The 16,447-nt window shown below is 32.6% G+C and carries 13 protein-coding genes; 4 read left to right on the forward strand and 9 right to left on the reverse strand.

What is annotated here, in order from left to right:
- Nucleotides 1–30: 30 nt before the first annotated feature.
- The 6 genes from Q0739_RS13580 to Q0739_RS13605 form a co-directional block, all read right to left on the reverse strand.
- Nucleotides 31–1,197, reverse strand: a complete 1,167-nt coding sequence (locus tag Q0739_RS13580) for a tyrosine-type recombinase/integrase (protein WP_298239277.1) — start codon at nt 1,195–1,197, stop codon at nt 31–33.
- 115 nt (nt 1,198–1,312) lie between these two features.
- Complete coding sequence (locus Q0739_RS13585; RefSeq protein ID WP_298239278.1) at nt 1,313–3,571, reverse strand: polyribonucleotide nucleotidyltransferase; 2,259 nt, start codon at nt 3,569–3,571, stop codon at nt 1,313–1,315.
- Nucleotides 3,572–3,860: 289 nt separating this feature from the next.
- Nucleotides 3,861–4,130 (reverse strand): 30S ribosomal protein S15, encoded by a 270-nt coding sequence (rpsO, locus tag Q0739_RS13590; protein WP_298239349.1) that lies wholly within the window; start codon nt 4,128–4,130, stop codon nt 3,861–3,863.
- Nucleotides 4,131–4,280: 150 nt separating this feature from the next.
- Complete coding sequence (gene accD / locus Q0739_RS13595; RefSeq protein WP_298239279.1) at nt 4,281–5,138, reverse strand: acetyl-CoA carboxylase, carboxyltransferase subunit beta; 858 nt, start codon at nt 5,136–5,138, stop codon at nt 4,281–4,283.
- Between the two features lie 241 nt (nt 5,139–5,379).
- On the reverse strand, nt 5,380–6,447 hold the full coding sequence (gene fbaA / locus Q0739_RS13600; protein WP_298239280.1) for a class II fructose-bisphosphate aldolase: 1,068 nt from the start codon (nt 6,445–6,447) through the stop codon (nt 5,380–5,382).
- 348 nt (nt 6,448–6,795) lie between these two features.
- Entirely contained in the window at nt 6,796–9,321 is a 2,526-nt protein-coding gene (locus Q0739_RS13605; protein WP_298239281.1) for a BamA/TamA family outer membrane protein, read from the reverse strand.
- Between the two features lie 187 nt (nt 9,322–9,508).
- On the opposite strand from Q0739_RS13605, the gene Q0739_RS13610 reads away from it, so the two are divergent.
- The gene (locus Q0739_RS13610; RefSeq protein ID WP_298239282.1) at nt 9,509–10,228 is read left to right on the forward strand and encodes an RNA methyltransferase; all 720 of its coding nucleotides are present in this window, start codon (nt 9,509–9,511) and stop codon (nt 10,226–10,228) included.
- 6 nt (nt 10,229–10,234) lie between these two features.
- On the opposite strand, the gene Q0739_RS13615 is transcribed toward Q0739_RS13610, so the two are convergent.
- The gene (locus Q0739_RS13615) at nt 10,235–10,963 is read right to left on the reverse strand and encodes a porin family protein (protein WP_298239283.1); all 729 of its coding nucleotides are present in this window, start codon (nt 10,961–10,963) and stop codon (nt 10,235–10,237) included.
- Nucleotide 10,964: 1 nt separating this feature from the next.
- Nucleotides 10,965–11,717: a bifunctional demethylmenaquinone methyltransferase/2-methoxy-6-polyprenyl-1,4-benzoquinol methylase UbiE gene (gene ubiE, locus Q0739_RS13620; protein WP_298239284.1), complete on the reverse strand. Its 753-nt coding sequence runs from the start codon at nt 11,715–11,717 to the stop codon at nt 10,965–10,967.
- Nucleotides 11,718–11,930: 213 nt separating this feature from the next.
- Between ubiE and trkA the strand changes: the two genes are divergently transcribed.
- From trkA to Q0739_RS13635, 3 genes are all read left to right on the forward strand, one after another.
- Nucleotides 11,931–13,280: a Trk system potassium transporter TrkA gene (gene trkA / locus Q0739_RS13625; protein WP_298239285.1), complete on the forward strand. Its 1,350-nt coding sequence runs from the start codon at nt 11,931–11,933 to the stop codon at nt 13,278–13,280.
- 3 nt (nt 13,281–13,283) lie between these two features.
- Nucleotides 13,284–14,777 (forward strand): potassium transporter TrkG, encoded by a 1,494-nt coding sequence (locus Q0739_RS13630; RefSeq protein WP_298239286.1) that lies wholly within the window; start codon nt 13,284–13,286, stop codon nt 14,775–14,777.
- Between the two features lie 153 nt (nt 14,778–14,930).
- The gene (locus Q0739_RS13635) at nt 14,931–15,185 is read left to right on the forward strand and encodes a hypothetical protein (RefSeq protein WP_298239287.1); all 255 of its coding nucleotides are present in this window, start codon (nt 14,931–14,933) and stop codon (nt 15,183–15,185) included.
- A 68-nt stretch (nt 15,186–15,253) separates the two neighbouring features.
- Here Q0739_RS13635 and Q0739_RS13640 read toward each other — a convergent pair whose 3' ends face one another.
- Entirely contained in the window at nt 15,254–16,438 is a 1,185-nt protein-coding gene (locus Q0739_RS13640; protein ID WP_298239288.1) for a pyridoxal phosphate-dependent aminotransferase, read from the reverse strand.
- Nucleotides 16,439–16,447 lie beyond the last annotated feature (9 nt).

Below are 16,447 nucleotides of genomic sequence, written 5' to 3' on the forward strand. Positions count from 1 at the left end.
AACTTTTATTACCGATATCCCGTAAATAAGTCAGGTTATCATAAGTTTTTTGTTACTGTTATCCTGTAAATATAATTTTTTTAAAGCATTATCTAAAGGACTTTTTATTTGCTGTAAATCTTTTCTGGTTACATGTGTATATATCATGGTTGTTTCTGGTCTAGAGTGACCTAGTAGTTCTTGAATGTAGCGTATATCAATGCCTTGTTCTAACATGTGAGTCGCATAGCTATGCCTTAGTGTATGTGGTGTTATTGTTTTAGATATTCCTGCAGCTTTTACACTTTTTCTTAAAAAGGCACGAATAGATTCTGCACTATATTTACCTCCTTTTGGGTTTTCAATAAAGTAAACCTTTGGCTTGAATGTGTTATGATAGTTTTTTAGCAAAGGAAATAGACTTTCGGCTATAGTCGCATACCTATCTCTACGACCTTTTGAGTTTTTAATATGTAATTGATTCCTCTTAAAATCAAAATCACTCAGCCTTAAATTAATTATTTCTCCTACTCTTAAACCTGCCGAATATAGCATGGCAATTACTGCACGATGCTTTAAGTTTTTGGTTGATTGTAATATTAGTAATACTTCTTCAATGCTTAAAATAACAGGTAGTTTTTTGTCTTTTTTAGGCATATATATTTTGTCTATGTTTATAGAACAAGCAGGGTAAAAATATGCAAAATGTTTTAAGCCACTTACCATTTGCCTGTGAGTGCTAATAGCATAATTTAGCTTAGTTACTGCCCATTCTATATAATGCCTTACATCATTTTCGTCAAGATTATTAATAGGTTTTTCACCTGTAAAACGTAAAAATTCAAGTATAAATCCACTATAACTAGCAATTGTGCTATCGCTAAACCTTTTTCCTTTAAGAAACGCTAAAAAATGGCGAAAGACAGAAGTTTTTTCCTCATTTAGTGGGGCAAGTTCTATTTTAATACCTCTACTGAAACGTGGTGATATTTTAAGCTTACGATTGTCTATTAAATTTATACCACCTTTTTTAATGTAATTTTTAATGTCTTTAAGTCTAACTTCATTATAGTATATGTAAAAAGTATGGTGTGTCTTTGTCCATCGTACACCATCAAATTTTTTTAGATATTCTTTAACCTCAAAGTTATAAGGGAACTTTATGGCAATACAGCTTTTGTTGTTATGCACGAAGGGCACTAAAGTAATTGAAGTCATAATTATGATGATAATGAGCCATACAATTTACTATTTATTTTTGTAAGAAAAAAGCCTGATTCGTAATTTGAATCAGGCTTTTAAAAACTATTGAATTCTTCGAAAGAATTAAGAATTAATCTTCCTTCTTATCTTCTCTAGGTCTTCTATCGTCTCTGCGATTATCACGTCCACGATTATCTCTACCTCTGTTATCGCGACCACGTCCACCACGATCATTATTTTCTCTTGGTGGTCTTGCTACGTAACCTTCTGGTTTTGGTAAAATAGCTTTTCTAGATACTTTTTCTTTACGCGTTCTAGAATCTATACCAAAATACTTCACATCAAATACATCGCCCATGTTTACAACATCAGATACATTTTCAGTGCGTTCCCAAGCCAATTCACTTACGTGCAAAAGTACTTCGTTTCCTGGAGCGTCAACATATTCAACAACAGCACCAAAATCAAGTATTTTAATGACTTTTACTTCGTAAACACTACCAACTTCTGGCTTAAATAATAAAGAATCTATTTTTGCCATTACAGCATCAATACCTTTACTACCCACGCCTAATACTTCAACAACACCTTCTTCAGTAACAGGGTCTTCGTTAATAACTATAGTCGTTTCAGTTTCTTTTTGTAATTCCTGAATTACTTTTCCACCAGGACCAATTAAAGCACCAATAAATTCGTTAGGAATACGTCTAGTAACCATGGTAGGCGCATGATCCTTAACTTCTGCATTTGGTGTTTCAATAGTTTCAGTAATCTTACCTAAGATATGTAAACGACCATCACGAGCTTGTTTTAGTGCATTAACTAAAATCTCATAACTTAATCCTTTTACTTTAATATCCATTTGGCAAGCCGTAATACCATCTTCAGTACCAGTTACTTTAAAGTCCATATCTCCTAAGTGATCTTCATCACCTAAAATATCAGATAGCACAGCATATTTTCCAGATTCAGTATCTGTAATTAATCCCATAGCAATACCAGAAACAGGTTTCTTTAATTGTACACCAGCATCCATCATCGCCATTGTACCAGCACAAACTGTTGCCATAGAAGAAGAACCATTAGATTCTAAAATCTCTGAAACTACACGTACTGTATAAGGGCAATCTTCTGGCACCATACCTTTTAAAGCACGTTGCGCTAAGTTACCATGTCCAACTTCTCTACGCGATGTTCCACGAATAGGTCTAGCCTCTCCAGTAGAAAAAGGAGGGAAGTTATAGTGTAAATAGAAACGCTCTTCGCCTTCATAAGACGGCATATCTATTTGGTTAGCTTCTCTAGAAGTTCCTAAAGTTACCGTAGCTAAAGCTTGAGTTTCTCCACGAGTAAATATTGAAGAACCATGAGTAGAAGGCAAGTAATCAACCTCACACCAAATAGGTCTAATCTCGTCAGTTTTACGTCCGTCTAAACGCAAACCTTCGTTTAATGTTAAATCTCTAACCGCTGCTTTTTCAGCTTTAGAGTAGTATTTTGAAACTAAATCACCAAAATCTTCTAATTCTTCTTCAGAAAAAGTAGCTTTTATGTCTTCTTTAATTTCAGCAAATGCAGCACTTCTTTCATGTTTAGCAGAAGCAGCTCTTGCTACAGCATACACTTTATCGTATGCCATATCATGAATCTTTTTAGCTAAATCTTCATCTTCTCTTTCGGGCTCATACTCACGTACTTCTTTTTTACCAAAAGCTTCAGCTAATTTTACTTGAGCAGCACATTGTACTTTAATAGCTTCGTGAGCAAACTTAATAGCTTCAGTCATTTCTTCTTCAGAAATCTCATCCATTTCACCTTCAACCATCATCACAGAATCAGCAGATGCTCCAATCATCATGTCGATGTCAGATTCTTCTAACTGTGCTCTTGTTGGGTTGATAACAAATTCACCATTTACACGACCAACTCTAGCCTCAGAAATAGCACATTCAAATGGGAAATCAGATAATTGAATAGCCGCCGATGCTGCTAAACCTGCCATAGCATCTGGCATAACATCATCATCATGAGACATTAATTGAATCATCACCTGAGTTTCAGAATGATAATCTTTTGGGAATAACGGACGTAAAACACGATCTACTAAACGCATCGTTAAAACCTCTCCGTCACTAGGTCTAGCTTCTCTTTTGAAGAAACCACCTGGGTAACGTCCTGCAGCAGCAAATTTCTCTCTGTAATCTACCGTTAAGGGTAAAAAGTCAACATCTGCCTGTTTGTAATTGGAAACAACTGTACATAATAACATACATTTTCCAGATTGCACCACAACGCTACCATGCGCTTGTTTTGCTAATTTTCCAGTTTCAATAGAAATTTCTCTACCGTCACCTAGGTCAATGACCTCTTTAAAAACTTTTGGAATCATAAATTTTTTCTTGTAATTCAAGCATAAATATGCTCAAATCATGTTAAACAATGGTCGTTGTGTTGTGTGTAGTTGTTGTGTGTATGACCAATGAAAAACTATAACTAGCTTCTTCTAATGCGTGGTTTAAACTCCTACGCTCGAGTTATATTATTTGGGCGTTACCCGAAAAGGGTCGGGCTTTACGTTACAAGTCCTCGCTCGTACCTCGCTGTGGGCTTTCCACTGCAATCCCTAACGCAAAAAATAAAAGACCACGCCAAAAGCGTGGTCTTTTATTTTTTTAAGATTATTTTCTTAATCCTAATTCTTTTACTATCGCACGATATCTTAAAATATCTTTCTTAGTTAAGTAATCTAGTAAAGCACGACGCTTTCCTACTAGTTTTACTAATGAACGCTCAGTGTTATAATCTTTACGATTATTTTTTAAGTGCTCTGTTAAGTGATTAATGCGTTGCGTAAATAACGCAATTTGTCCTTCTGCACTACCAGTATCAGTTTTACCTTTACCGTGTTTTGCAAACATTTCTTCTTTTTCTTCTTTTGTTAAATACATGCTAATATTATTGTAAATGATTGTTATGTACACGAAAGCTTTTCTTTCGAGCGGCAAATATAGGAATTTTTAATGATTTGATAGTATTTTAAATAAAAAGACCTGCCTGGTTTTTAAAACCAGACAGGTCTAAACTTATTTTATTGATATTTAAGCTCTTAAAGGTTGATTTAAAATTAAATCTAAATATTGATTAACCTTGTTTTTTAGTTCTTTACGAATTGTAATAAAATCTAAGAATCCATGTTCTAACAAGAATTCTGATGTTTGGAAGCCTTCTGGTAATTCTTTACCAGTGGTGTCTCTAACAATTCTTGGGCCAGCAAAACCTATTAAGGCTCCTGGTTCTGCAATATTGATGTCTCCTAACATAGCAAATGATGCTGTTGTACCACCCGTAGTTGGGTCTGTGCATAATGAAATATATGGGATTCCAGCATCTGCAAGTTGTGCTAATTTAACAGATGTTTTTGCCAATTGCATAAGCGATAAAGCTGCTTCCATCATTCTAGCTCCTCCAGATTTTGAGATAATCATAAAAGGTATGTTGTTTTTTAAGGCATAATCTGCTGCTCTGGCAATTTTTTCGCCAACAACACTTCCCATAGAACCTCCAATAAAAGCAAAATCCATACAAGCAACTACTAAATCTTTTCCTTTAGATTTTCCAACTGCTGCTCGAACAGCATCTTTAAGTTTGGTCTTTTCTTGTGCTGCTTTTAAACGATCAGGATATTTTTTAGTATCCTCAAATTTAAGAGGGTCTTTAGATTCTAAATTTGCATCTAGCTCTTTAAATTTATTATCATCAAACAAAATCTCGAAATATTCTTTACTGCCAATTCTAACATGGTAACCATCTTCTGGACTTACATAAAAATTTTGTTCGAGTTCCTTTGTGTCAATTATTTTACCAGTAGGAGATTTATACCAAAGACCTTTAGGGGTGTCTTTTTTTTCTTCAGTAGACGTTTGTATTCCTTTATCTTTTCTTTTAAACCAAGACATAGTGATTTATGATTTTAATAATATTGAAAATTAATTTTCTTTTCAATATTAGCGTTAAGGATTTAGCTAGCTAATTAAAATGACTAATTGCAAAATTAAGCCTTTTTTTAAATTTGTAGTAGCACCCTTGTAATTTTATTAATTCGATAGGTGCAACTATTTGTGTTACAGTTAGGTAAAAAAAAACTCTGTTTTAAACAGAGTTTTTTTTATATAATATTTGTAGTAAATTTACTTATAATTATAATGTGTTTACATTATTCAAATCTTCGAAAGCCTTTTTTAATCTAGCTACAAAAGTTTTTTCACCTTCTCTTAACCAAACTCTTGGGTCATAATATTTTTTGTTTGGAGAGTCGTCACCATCAGGATTACCTATTTGAGCTTTTAAGTACTCAGCTTTATCACCCATATAATCTCTAATACCAGCCATAAAAGCGTATTGTAAATCGGTATCAATGTTCATTTTAATTACACCATAGCTAATACCTTCTCTTATTTCTTCAACTGTAGATCCAGAACCACCATGGAATACAAAATCGATGTGATTATGTTCAACACCATATTTTTTTGTAATATATTCTTGAGAATTTTTTAAGATTTTTGGAGTTAATTTTACATTACCTGGTTTGTAAACTCCATGTACATTTCCAAATGCTGCAGCAATTGTAAATTGAGGGCTTACTTTGCTTAATTCTTCGTAAGCATATGCTACTTCTTCTGGTTGTGTATATAATTTAGAATCATCAACATCTGTATTATCAACACCGTCTTCTTCACCACCTGTAATACCAAGTTCGATTTCTAAAGTCATACCCATTTTAGACATTCTTTCTAAATATTGCTTACAGATTTCGATGTTTTCTTCGATTGGCTCTTCAGAAAGGTCAATCATGTGAGAACTGAATAATGATTTTCCTGTTTCAGTAAAATGTTTTTCACTAGCGTCAAGCAGTCCATCTATCCAAGGTAATAATTTTTTAGCACAGTGGTCTGTGTGTAAAATTACAGGAACACCATATGCTTCAGCTAATGTGTGTACATGTTTAGCACCCGCAACAGCGCCAGCAATGGCAGCTTTTTGCCCATCATTACTTAAGCCTTTACCTGCATTAAATTGAGCTCCACCATTAGAAAATTGAATAATTACAGGTGCATTTAAGTCTCTTGCAGCTTCTAAAACACCATTTATAGTGTCCGAACCTATAACATTAACTGCTGGAAGTGCATAATTATTAGCTTTAGCATGATTGAAAATAGCCTGAACTTCTTGTCCTGTCGCTACGCCTGGTTTAATATTGTGTCCCATTTTTTTAATATGATTTCTAAATTATTGAGCAACAAAAGTAATCAAATTTTAAATAAATAACTGTGGTTTCGTAACTTGAAAAGAGTAATGTGGCACTAAAACGTTATAGTTTTTAAAGGAAAACTAAATAGCAAAATAAAAAAAGAATATGGATATTAAATTAACCTATTGTGCATTTTAATTTATTTGGCTCAACTAAATGTCAGTTCGAGTGATTCCAATTTTTCATCGGAATTGTATCGAGAACAGGTTTTGAAATGAAAAATTTTATTCTCGATACAAATTTCCCTCAAAATGCACATTGGGTTAAATGAGATTTTAATTAATATGTAGATGCCTTTTTTATAATTAAAAAGGATAGTTAATCCCTATATTATAAACAGCATTTGCAAAATTATAATCATTAAACCATCGATTTTCATTGCGATAAGAAGGATCATAAGTTTTAAAACCTACATCAAAACGAAATACGAAGAAGCTAAAGTCATAACGTAAACCAAAACCAGAACCGATAGCAATATCTTCTAAAGAATTGAAATCTGTGAATGTGGCTCGATCATCATCTACGTCATCGAGAGCATTCCAAATATTACCAGCATCTATAAAAACAGCACCATTAAGATTTTCGAAAACATTAAAACGCTGCTCTAAACCTAAAGCAATTTTTAAGTTTGCTTCATTAAATTCATTGGAGGTTTCAGAGCTCCCCGGGCCTAAGCTATATGCGGTCCAAGCACGATTATCGTTAGCACCTCCAGCAAAAAAACTTTTTGAAAAGGGAATGTTTGTAGAGTTGCCATAGGGGATGGCAATGCCAAAATAACTACGCATAGCTAATACATTTTTTTTGCCCAAGTCCCAATGTTTTATATAATCGAATTCGGTTTTCACATATTGGGAGAATGCTACATTAAATATTTCATAGCGATTATCTGTATCTTTTTTTAACCCTAATAATTTGGAAGTATTGGCAAGTAAATTTCCTGCTAGCTCAAGTTTAAAACGAAATATCGAAAAATCTTCATCAATTAAATTGGTTCTTCCATCCTTTGTTAAGCCAAAACTTGAAGAAAAAATAAGATTGTTTTCTGTTAACCTACCTTTTCTTTCATCTATACTGTTAATAGTAAGAAGTTGATTGCTTGAAATTTCGTTAGGAGTAGGATTAGCTAGGGCATATTCTATGAATGCATTAGCTTCATTTGGAATATTTAAACTTGTTGAAGGGTTAATAAAATTAACATCTTGTGCTATTTGGTTGAGCGAGTTAAATGACGTTTCATAAACCCTGAAATAGTTTTCAACGTTTAAGTTTCTAACATATTGAACATTGAAAAGGTCTAGACTGTTTGTAATTTTTTTAGACGGAGACCATTTATAATTAAAATTACCACTAAAGGTTTGTTTATCGAGCCCAATATTTGTTTGACTTGTTGTTGATAAACCTATTCTGGTACTTGGAGACATGTGTTTAGGGATTATTTTTTCGGTATTAAATGGTGAAAAAATTCTTGGAATGGTTAGTTTTAAGTCGATGCCAATTTCATTAATATCGAAAAAAGGATCGCTTTCGTCATTTTTATCTTTTGATGATCCAACTGATGCAATCCCTGAAATTTCAAATGTTTCGGCACCTTTAAAAATATTACGTATTAAAAGGCTAGGGTTTAAACCAAACCCAACCGATTGAATGTTACTCTGTGAAACTTCTGCCCTAAAACCTAAACTAAACTTCTTTAAGGGTGATAGAAAAATATTGGCTGTAAGGGTAGAGTCGGTTTCTTCAACATACTTAATGTCGGGATACTTAAAAGTTCGTAGTTCGCTTAAATACCTGTAAGACCGGGTTCTATCAATATCTTTAAAAACAGTATTTGGAGTAATAAAAATAGCATCGGTTAACGCTTTAGGCTTGTAGCGCATGTCTCCGTAACTATAGAGATTATAACCCTCGTAGGTTATAGAATCTTTAAAAGGTTTGCTTCTATTTACAAAAGCATCATCTGTAATAATGTTAACCTTGTCTACTTTAAATATTTTAAAGGGTGTTCTTAATAGCGAATCTGGAGTTCTAATAGCTCGATTCTGAATTTGAACTCCAACATTAACATTCTTATTGGTTCCAATAGTATCGATTTCGAAAGTAACATAGTCTTGATTAAAATGATATAAACCAGAATTTCTTAATTCGTTAGAGATTCGTTCGCGCTCTTGTTCAAAATTTTGAGTTCTATATTGTTCGCCAACTCTAATAAGCGAGTTTTTTTCGCTGGCTTCATATAATAATTCTACTAAAGGGGAGGTTATTTTTTTAGAAATGGAATCAATTAAAAACCCTTTTCCTGTTGTTATATAATAATCGATATTAGCGCGTTTGTTTTCATCTTTATTAATATAAAATGTGGCATCCACATCAAACCAGCCATTATTAAAATAGTAATCTTTAAAGCGCTTTATAGATTTCCCCGTTTTTTTAGCACTTACTATTACTGGTGCTTCACCAGTTTTTTTTAGCCAAGAATTAAACCCCTTTCTTGTTTCGACATCTTTATCTAACTGTTTTCGAGATAATAATTTTGTTTTACGTGCTACTTTTTCTTCATCATCGTATATTTTTGCTTGTAAAGTCGAATCAATATTTGGGCGTGCAGCGTTGTATATATGTAAGCGTAATGGTATACCTAATATTTTTCTGTTTGGATTTTGGTATAGGAGGTTGTTAATGGTTTCAGAACTTTCCTTTTTACCATTTACAATAACCTTGTTATCTGTAAGTAAATATTCGTTTTCTGAAACTCTTTTCACAGCATCACAAGATGAAAGATATGATGCAAGAATAGCAAGAATTAATATTTTAAAGAGTTGTTGTTTCAAATAAATATGAAATTAATTCAAGTATAAATTGAAAATTGAGTTTAGTTTTTGACGATTTAAAAAGTTGATATTCTTGATTTCAAAAATACATTATTTGAATCGAAAAAAATATTTAAAAGAATCTTATATTCTTGTTAGTAAACTCATGGATTTTTTCATTTTCTTTATAAAATAAAATTAGATTGTAATGCTTTCAAAAAGTCAAATAAAATTAATAACCAGTCTAAAGCAAAAAAAATTTAGACTGCAACATGGACTTTTTGTTGTTGAGGGCCTTAAAACTATAGCCGAATTATTACGTTCAGACTTAGTTTTACACAGTTTATATACGACAGAATCACTCAATTTTGATGCCAAAAAGGAAATTTTAATTACAGAAATTGAATTAAAACGAATTAGTTTTTTTACCACACCAAATAAAGCTTTGGCAGTTTTTGAAATCCCTAAGTCGGAATTAATTGAAGAAAATGGGTTGTTAGTAGCGCTTGATACTGTTAGAGATCCAGGGAATTTGGGAACTATAATAAGACTTTGCGATTGGTTTGGTGTAAAAGATTTGGTTTGTAGCAAAGAAACCGTAGATTGTTATAACCCGAAAGTAATTCAAGCCACTATGGGTTCTATTACCCGAGTTAATATTAGTTATGTTGAGTTAGACGATTTTTTAAGAAACACAAATTTACCTGTTTATGGTGCCTACATGGAAGGTGAAAATGTATATACTTCAGAATTACCTAGCCATGGAATTTTAGTTATGGGTAACGAAGCTCATGGCATTTCAACTGCAATTGAAAGTTTCGTTTCTAAAAAAGTTTCTATTCCTCAATTTGGCGATATTAAAGAAACCGAAAGCTTAAACGTAGCGACAGCAACTGCCATTTTATTGAGTGAATTTAGAAGAAATTAGCGTTTTTTATTGAAACGTTAAGTTTACAAAAACGCCTCTTGTTTTCATACTAGCAATATTACTTGTCCAAGGGCTATTAGGGTCTTTATCTCTTACTAATTCGTCATTCATACCAAAAACACCACGAATAGAAGGTGAGAATTTAAAATTATAGAAGTAGAAATCTATTCCAAATCCTAATTCGTAGAACAGGTTGTTTTTTGTGGTTCTAAACTGTCCATTATTATTGTCGTTTGGGTTGTTTTCGTTACTCGATAAATTTAACGCTGTAGAAAAACCACCAACAATAAAGGGTTTAAAATTATTAATACGTTTGGTAGAAAACTTAAGCAATAAAGGAATATGAATATATGTTGACTTTACTTCACGCATTAAGTCCGATTCAGAAAAACCAACGCCTTGAAAATAACTAGTACTGTAATGTAATTCTCTAGTAGTAATAATTAATCCAGGTTCTAGGCGCACATCAATAAAATCATTAATACGTAAATTCCCAATTAATCCAACACTAAACCCTGGACTTCGCTTTACATATACATCACGCAAGTCGTTATTATAATCAAAGTTGAAATCGTAATTATTTATACCCAGAAAATAACCCCATCTTAATAAATCATTATCTGTAGAGCGTTTACCTTGATTGGCATCATACTGTACCTTTTTTTTTGTAAATAATTGAGCATTAGCTTGTTTAAAAACAAAAAATAATGATATTAAAATAAAAACTTTTCTCATATTATTGTTTAGATGACGTGTAAATTGTAGCAACTCCAAAGGTTTGCGGAAAATCTTTAACATTAATAAACCCAATTTTGCGTAAAATATTGTTTAAAGCTTCACCATAAGGAAAAACAGATGCCGATTCGCATAAATATTTATAAGCACTTCTGTCTTTTGAGAAGAGACGACCAATTAAGGGTAATATATTTTTAGTGTAAAAATTATACCCTTGCTTATACGGTGTTTTATTGGGCATTGAAGTTTCTAATATCACAAAAGTTCCATTAGGCTTCAATACACGTAGAATTTCTTTTAAGCCTTTTTCTAAAGTTTCGAAGTTTCTAATGCCAAAAGCTACTGTTATCGCATCAAAGGAATTGTCTTCAAACGGCATATTTTCAGAATCTCCTAAAACCATATCTATTTTAGATTCTAAGTTTTTCTTTTTAATTTTCTCTTTACCAATGTCAAGCATGCCACTACTAATATCTAAACCAATAATTTTTTCAGCATTAGTTTTTGCTAAATTTATAGCTAAATCTCCTGTGCCAGTTGCTATATCTAAAACGGTTTCAGGATTACTTTCTTTAACTATTTTAACAACTTTTTTTCGCCATTTCACATCAATTCCAAAGGAAATAACTCGGTTTAAACCATCGTAGTCTCCTGATATAGTATCGAACATTTTGGTGACCTGTTCTTTTTTACCTAAGGCACTATTTTTGTAGGGTTTTACTTTTGACAAATCTGTAAATTTTGATGCAAACATACTCAATATATTTTTACTTTATTATATCAAGTAAAGCCAAAATATATTGAATTTGTTATCCGAATTAAAAATATAAAATCAACACATTAGAGGGAAATATAAACTTTTATGAAAGTATTAATGAACTAGTGTACAAATTTATATTGTATCAAATTAATGACGCAGTGTGTATTTTATAGTATATTTGTTACTCTTTTTTATGATAATTAAATAATGAAAATAATTATTGCTGGAGCTGGTGAAGTAGGGTTTCATTTAGCAAAATTACTGTCCTTCGAGTCTCAAGAGATTACTTTAATAGATACAGATAAAGATAGTCTAGCTTATGCCGATAACCATTTAGATATTAAAGTTATAAAAGGTGATGCTACTTCAATTGCCATTTTAAAAGAATCGCGTGTTGCATCTAGCGATTTGGTTATTGGGGTTACTTCGTCCGAAACCATAAATATTACAGTTTGCGTTTTAGCAAAACAATTAGGAGCTAAGCGAACCATAGCTAGAATTTCAAATACCGAGTTTATTAATCATAAAGATGAAGTTGGTTTTACAAAATTTGGAATAGACGAATTAATTTCACCAGAAGCATTAGCCGCTTCCGAGATTGAATTGTCTTTAAAGCAATCTTCATTTAATGATAATTACGAATTTGAAGAAGGTGCCTTAACAATGGCGGGATTAACATTATCTAAGGAAGCACAATTTGTTGGCAGAACAGTAAAAGAAGCAGCACAGATATTTCCAGAATTACATTTTGTTCCTATAGCCATTCAAAGAGCAGGAACGCAATACACTTTGATTCCTCGGGGGGATACGGTTTTTAAAAAAGGAGACAACGTGGTTTTTATTACATCGGAAGGAGGTGCAGAAGAATTATGTAAGCTTACAGGGAAAATAAATAGGGAAATTAAAAGTGTCATGATTCTTGGTGGCACCGAAATTGGCTATAAAACTGCAAGAGACCTGAGTGATAAAGGTTTTAATGTGAAGCTTTTAGAGCAAAGTAAAGAACGTGCTTTTGAAATTGCAGATAATTTGCCAAATGTACTTGTAATAAATAGTGATGGTCGTGATGTTGATATTTTAGATGAAGAAAGTATTAGCGATATGGATGCATTTATTGCAGTTGGTGACAATTCTGAAACTAATATTATGTCTTGTTTGGTTGCAAAGACTAAGGGTGTTAAAAAATCCATTGCACTAGTGGAGAATATGGATTACTTCGAATTATCGCATTCAATTGGTATAGATACGCTTATTAATAAAAAGCTATTAGCTGCGAATAATATTTTTAGATACATACGAAAAGGTGAGGTGGTTGCTATGACTAAACTTAGCAATATGAATGCTGAATTGTTAGAGTTTGAAGTTAAAGCAACATCTGCTATTTGTAATAAGGTTATAAAAAATATTGATTTTCCAAGATCTGCTATTATTGGAGGTGTCATTAGAAACGGTGTTGGGTTAATAGCTCTAGGAGATTTTAAAATTCAAGAAGGCGATCGAGTAGTAGTATGCAGTCTTTTACGTTCTATTAAGGGTGTAGAAAAATTATTCCTTTAGTACATGAAACTTAATTATAAAATAATCTTTCATTTTTTAGGCTTGCTTGTTTTGTTTAATGGTGGGTTTATGCTGTTATCTACTTTGGTAAGTTTTCTTTATAAAGACGGCGTTACATTACAGTTATTATCTGCTGCTCTTATAACTTTAATAGTGGGTATTTTGTCAATGCTTTTTACTCGAAAGCATGTTAAAGAAATGAATAAGCGCGAAGGCTACATTGTTGTTGCTTTTGGCTGGATTATTATGACGTTATCTGGAACATTACCTTATATTTTTACGCAAAGTATTCCAAGTTTCACTAATGCCTTTTTCGAAACCATGTCTGGTTATACTACAACAGGAGCATCAATTTTAAATGATATTGAAGTTGTTCCTAAAGGGGTTCTCTTTTGGCGTAGTTTGACACATTGGATAGGAGGAATGGGAATTATTGTACTTGCCATAGCTATTTTGCCTTTATTAGGAATTGGTGGTATGCAATTGTTTGCTGCCGAAGCTCCAGGGCCTAGTGCCGATAAATTACATCCAAGAATAACAGATACAGCTAAGCGACTTTGGCTTATTTACTTTGGATATACAGCGGCAGAAACAATTTTACTTCAAGTAGCAGGTATGAATTTTTTCGATGCCATAAATCATGCACTTTGTACCTTGTCTACTGGTGGATTTTCTACAAAAAACGCAAGTATCGCTTACTGGAATGGGCAACCTATAATACAGTATATTATTATTGTGTTTATGTTTTTAGCTGGAACAAATTTTGTTTTAAGTTATTTTGCTTTTAAAGGGAAAGTTCAAAAAATAATTAGAGATGAAGAATTTAAACTTTACTTTAAGTTTATTGCGATATTTACTATAATAGCAGCATTGATTATTTATTTTAGAGCAGATGTTTCTGCTTCATCTGTAGATCATCCAATGGTATGGGGAGAAGGAGAAAGTGCTTTTAGACATGCCCTTTTTCAAGTGCTTGCTATTATTACAACAACTGGTTTTGTTACAGCCGATTTTACTATGTGGACACCATTTTTAATGGTTTTCTTTTTTGGTTTAATGTTTCTAGGTGGCTCTGCAGGAAGTACCTCTGGTGGTGTTAAAGTAGTTCGACACTTAATTTTAATAAAGAATGGTTTTTTAGAGTTTAAACGTTCTTTACATCCTAATGCTATTTTGCCTGTGCGTTATAATACAAAGTCTATTTCTGGCGATATTGTATTTAATGTTTTAGCGTTTTTTATTTTATACATGCTCTCTTTTATTATAGGGGCTTTGGTCTTTTCCATGTTCGAATTAGACTTTGTCTCTGCTATTGGTTTATCTGCTTCAAGTTTAGGGAATGTTGGACCTGCATTGGGTGATTTTGGGCCAGTAAATAATTATGCAGCATTACCGCCTTTAGGAAAATGGTGGTCTTCATTTTTAATGCTTATTGGTCGTTTAGAATTGTTTACAGTTTTGGTTTTATTTACACCATTTTTCTGGAGAAACAGATAATTTTCTTTTTTTTACTTTTTAAAACTCCTTTAATGTTTATAGGTGTTTCTGGTTTTTTTTTGTTTTGATTTTTAGATAGTTACAAAATGGCTTGTTGTAACATTTTACCTTATTAAACGTCATAATAATATAACCAATTAAAATATTTATATCATGGAATTAGTTTTATCATCAGAAAATGTCGAACCATTACCTAGTCAAAAAGAAGACTTGATTGTCAAGCCTTCAAACTTTTTAAATTCTTCTTATAAGAACATTGTGAAGCAAAACTATACTAAGCAAAATAGTGCTTCGGTATTTGGAATTAGACAACGGGTAAAGAGTCATCTTTTTAGTTCACCTACTGCCGCAGAAACAACCTTGAAATTATCTTTATTTCTTGCTTTGATCTTACTTGTTTTTAACTAATTGAATAGCAATAAATAAAAAAGCCACTTAACAGCGGCTTTTTAAAAAATTGTAATAGATGATTTTATTTAGCTGACAACTTCTTTAATACGTTTCATGGCTTCAATAATTTGTTCTTTAGAAGCAGCATACGAAATTCTTATACAATCAGGATTTCCAAAAGCTTCACCAGTAACTGTTGCTACAAGGGCTTCTTCTAATAAGTATAAAGAGAAATCAGTTGCATTATTTATTGTTTTTCCTCGTAATGTTTTTCCGAAGTAATATGTCACATCTGGGAATACATAAAATGCACCATCTGGTGTGTTAGCCTTAAAACCTTCAATATCATTAACTAGCCCCAATATTAAATCACGACGTTCTTTAAACTCGTCAATCATATATTGCACGCGAGAAGGCGGTTCGTTTAAAGCAGTAATAACAGCTCGTTGTGCAATACAATTGGCACCACTTGTCATTTGACCTTGCATTTTATTACAAGCTCTAGCAATTTTTTCAGGAGCACCAATATATCCAATACGCCATCCAGTCATTGCAAAAGCTTTTGAAACACCATTAACAGTTATAGTGTTATGGTACATGTCTTCAAATCCAGCCATACTAGCATGTCCTTGGCCATAGTTTATATGCTCGTAAATTTCATCTGAAACTACATATATATTAGGATGTTTAACTAATACATCGGCTAGTGCGCGTAATTCAGATTTACTATAAACAGAGCCACTTGGGTTACAAGGAGAACTAAACCAAATCATTTTAGTTTTTGGTGTGATTGCTGCTTCAAGTTGTTCAGCAGTCATTTTAAAATCGGTGTCAATAGACGTTTTTACTTCAACAGGTACACCATCGTATAATTTTACAATATCTGCATAACTTACCCAATATGGACATGGTAATAAAACTTCATCACCTTCATTAAGCATCACACCAGCAATATTTGCTAAACACTGCTTAGCACCAGTGGAAACAACAATTTGAGATGGTGAATAACTTAAACTATTATCACGTTTAAACTTGGTAATGATAGCTTCTTTTAATTCGCCGTAACCATCAACAGGGGTATATGAATTATAATTATCGTTAACTGCTTGTATCGCTGCCTCTTTAATAAAATCTGGTGTGTTAAAGTCTGGCTCACCAAGACTTAACCCGATAATATCTTTTCCTTCGCCTCTAAGTTCTCTAGCTTTAGCTGCCATTGCCAATGTAGCAGACGTAGCCATGTTTAAAATTCTATCAGATAGTAATTGCATTTATGTATT

The organism is uncultured Algibacter sp., from assembly GCF_947487605.1.
GTDB lineage: Bacteria > Bacteroidota > Bacteroidia > Flavobacteriales > Flavobacteriaceae > Algibacter_D.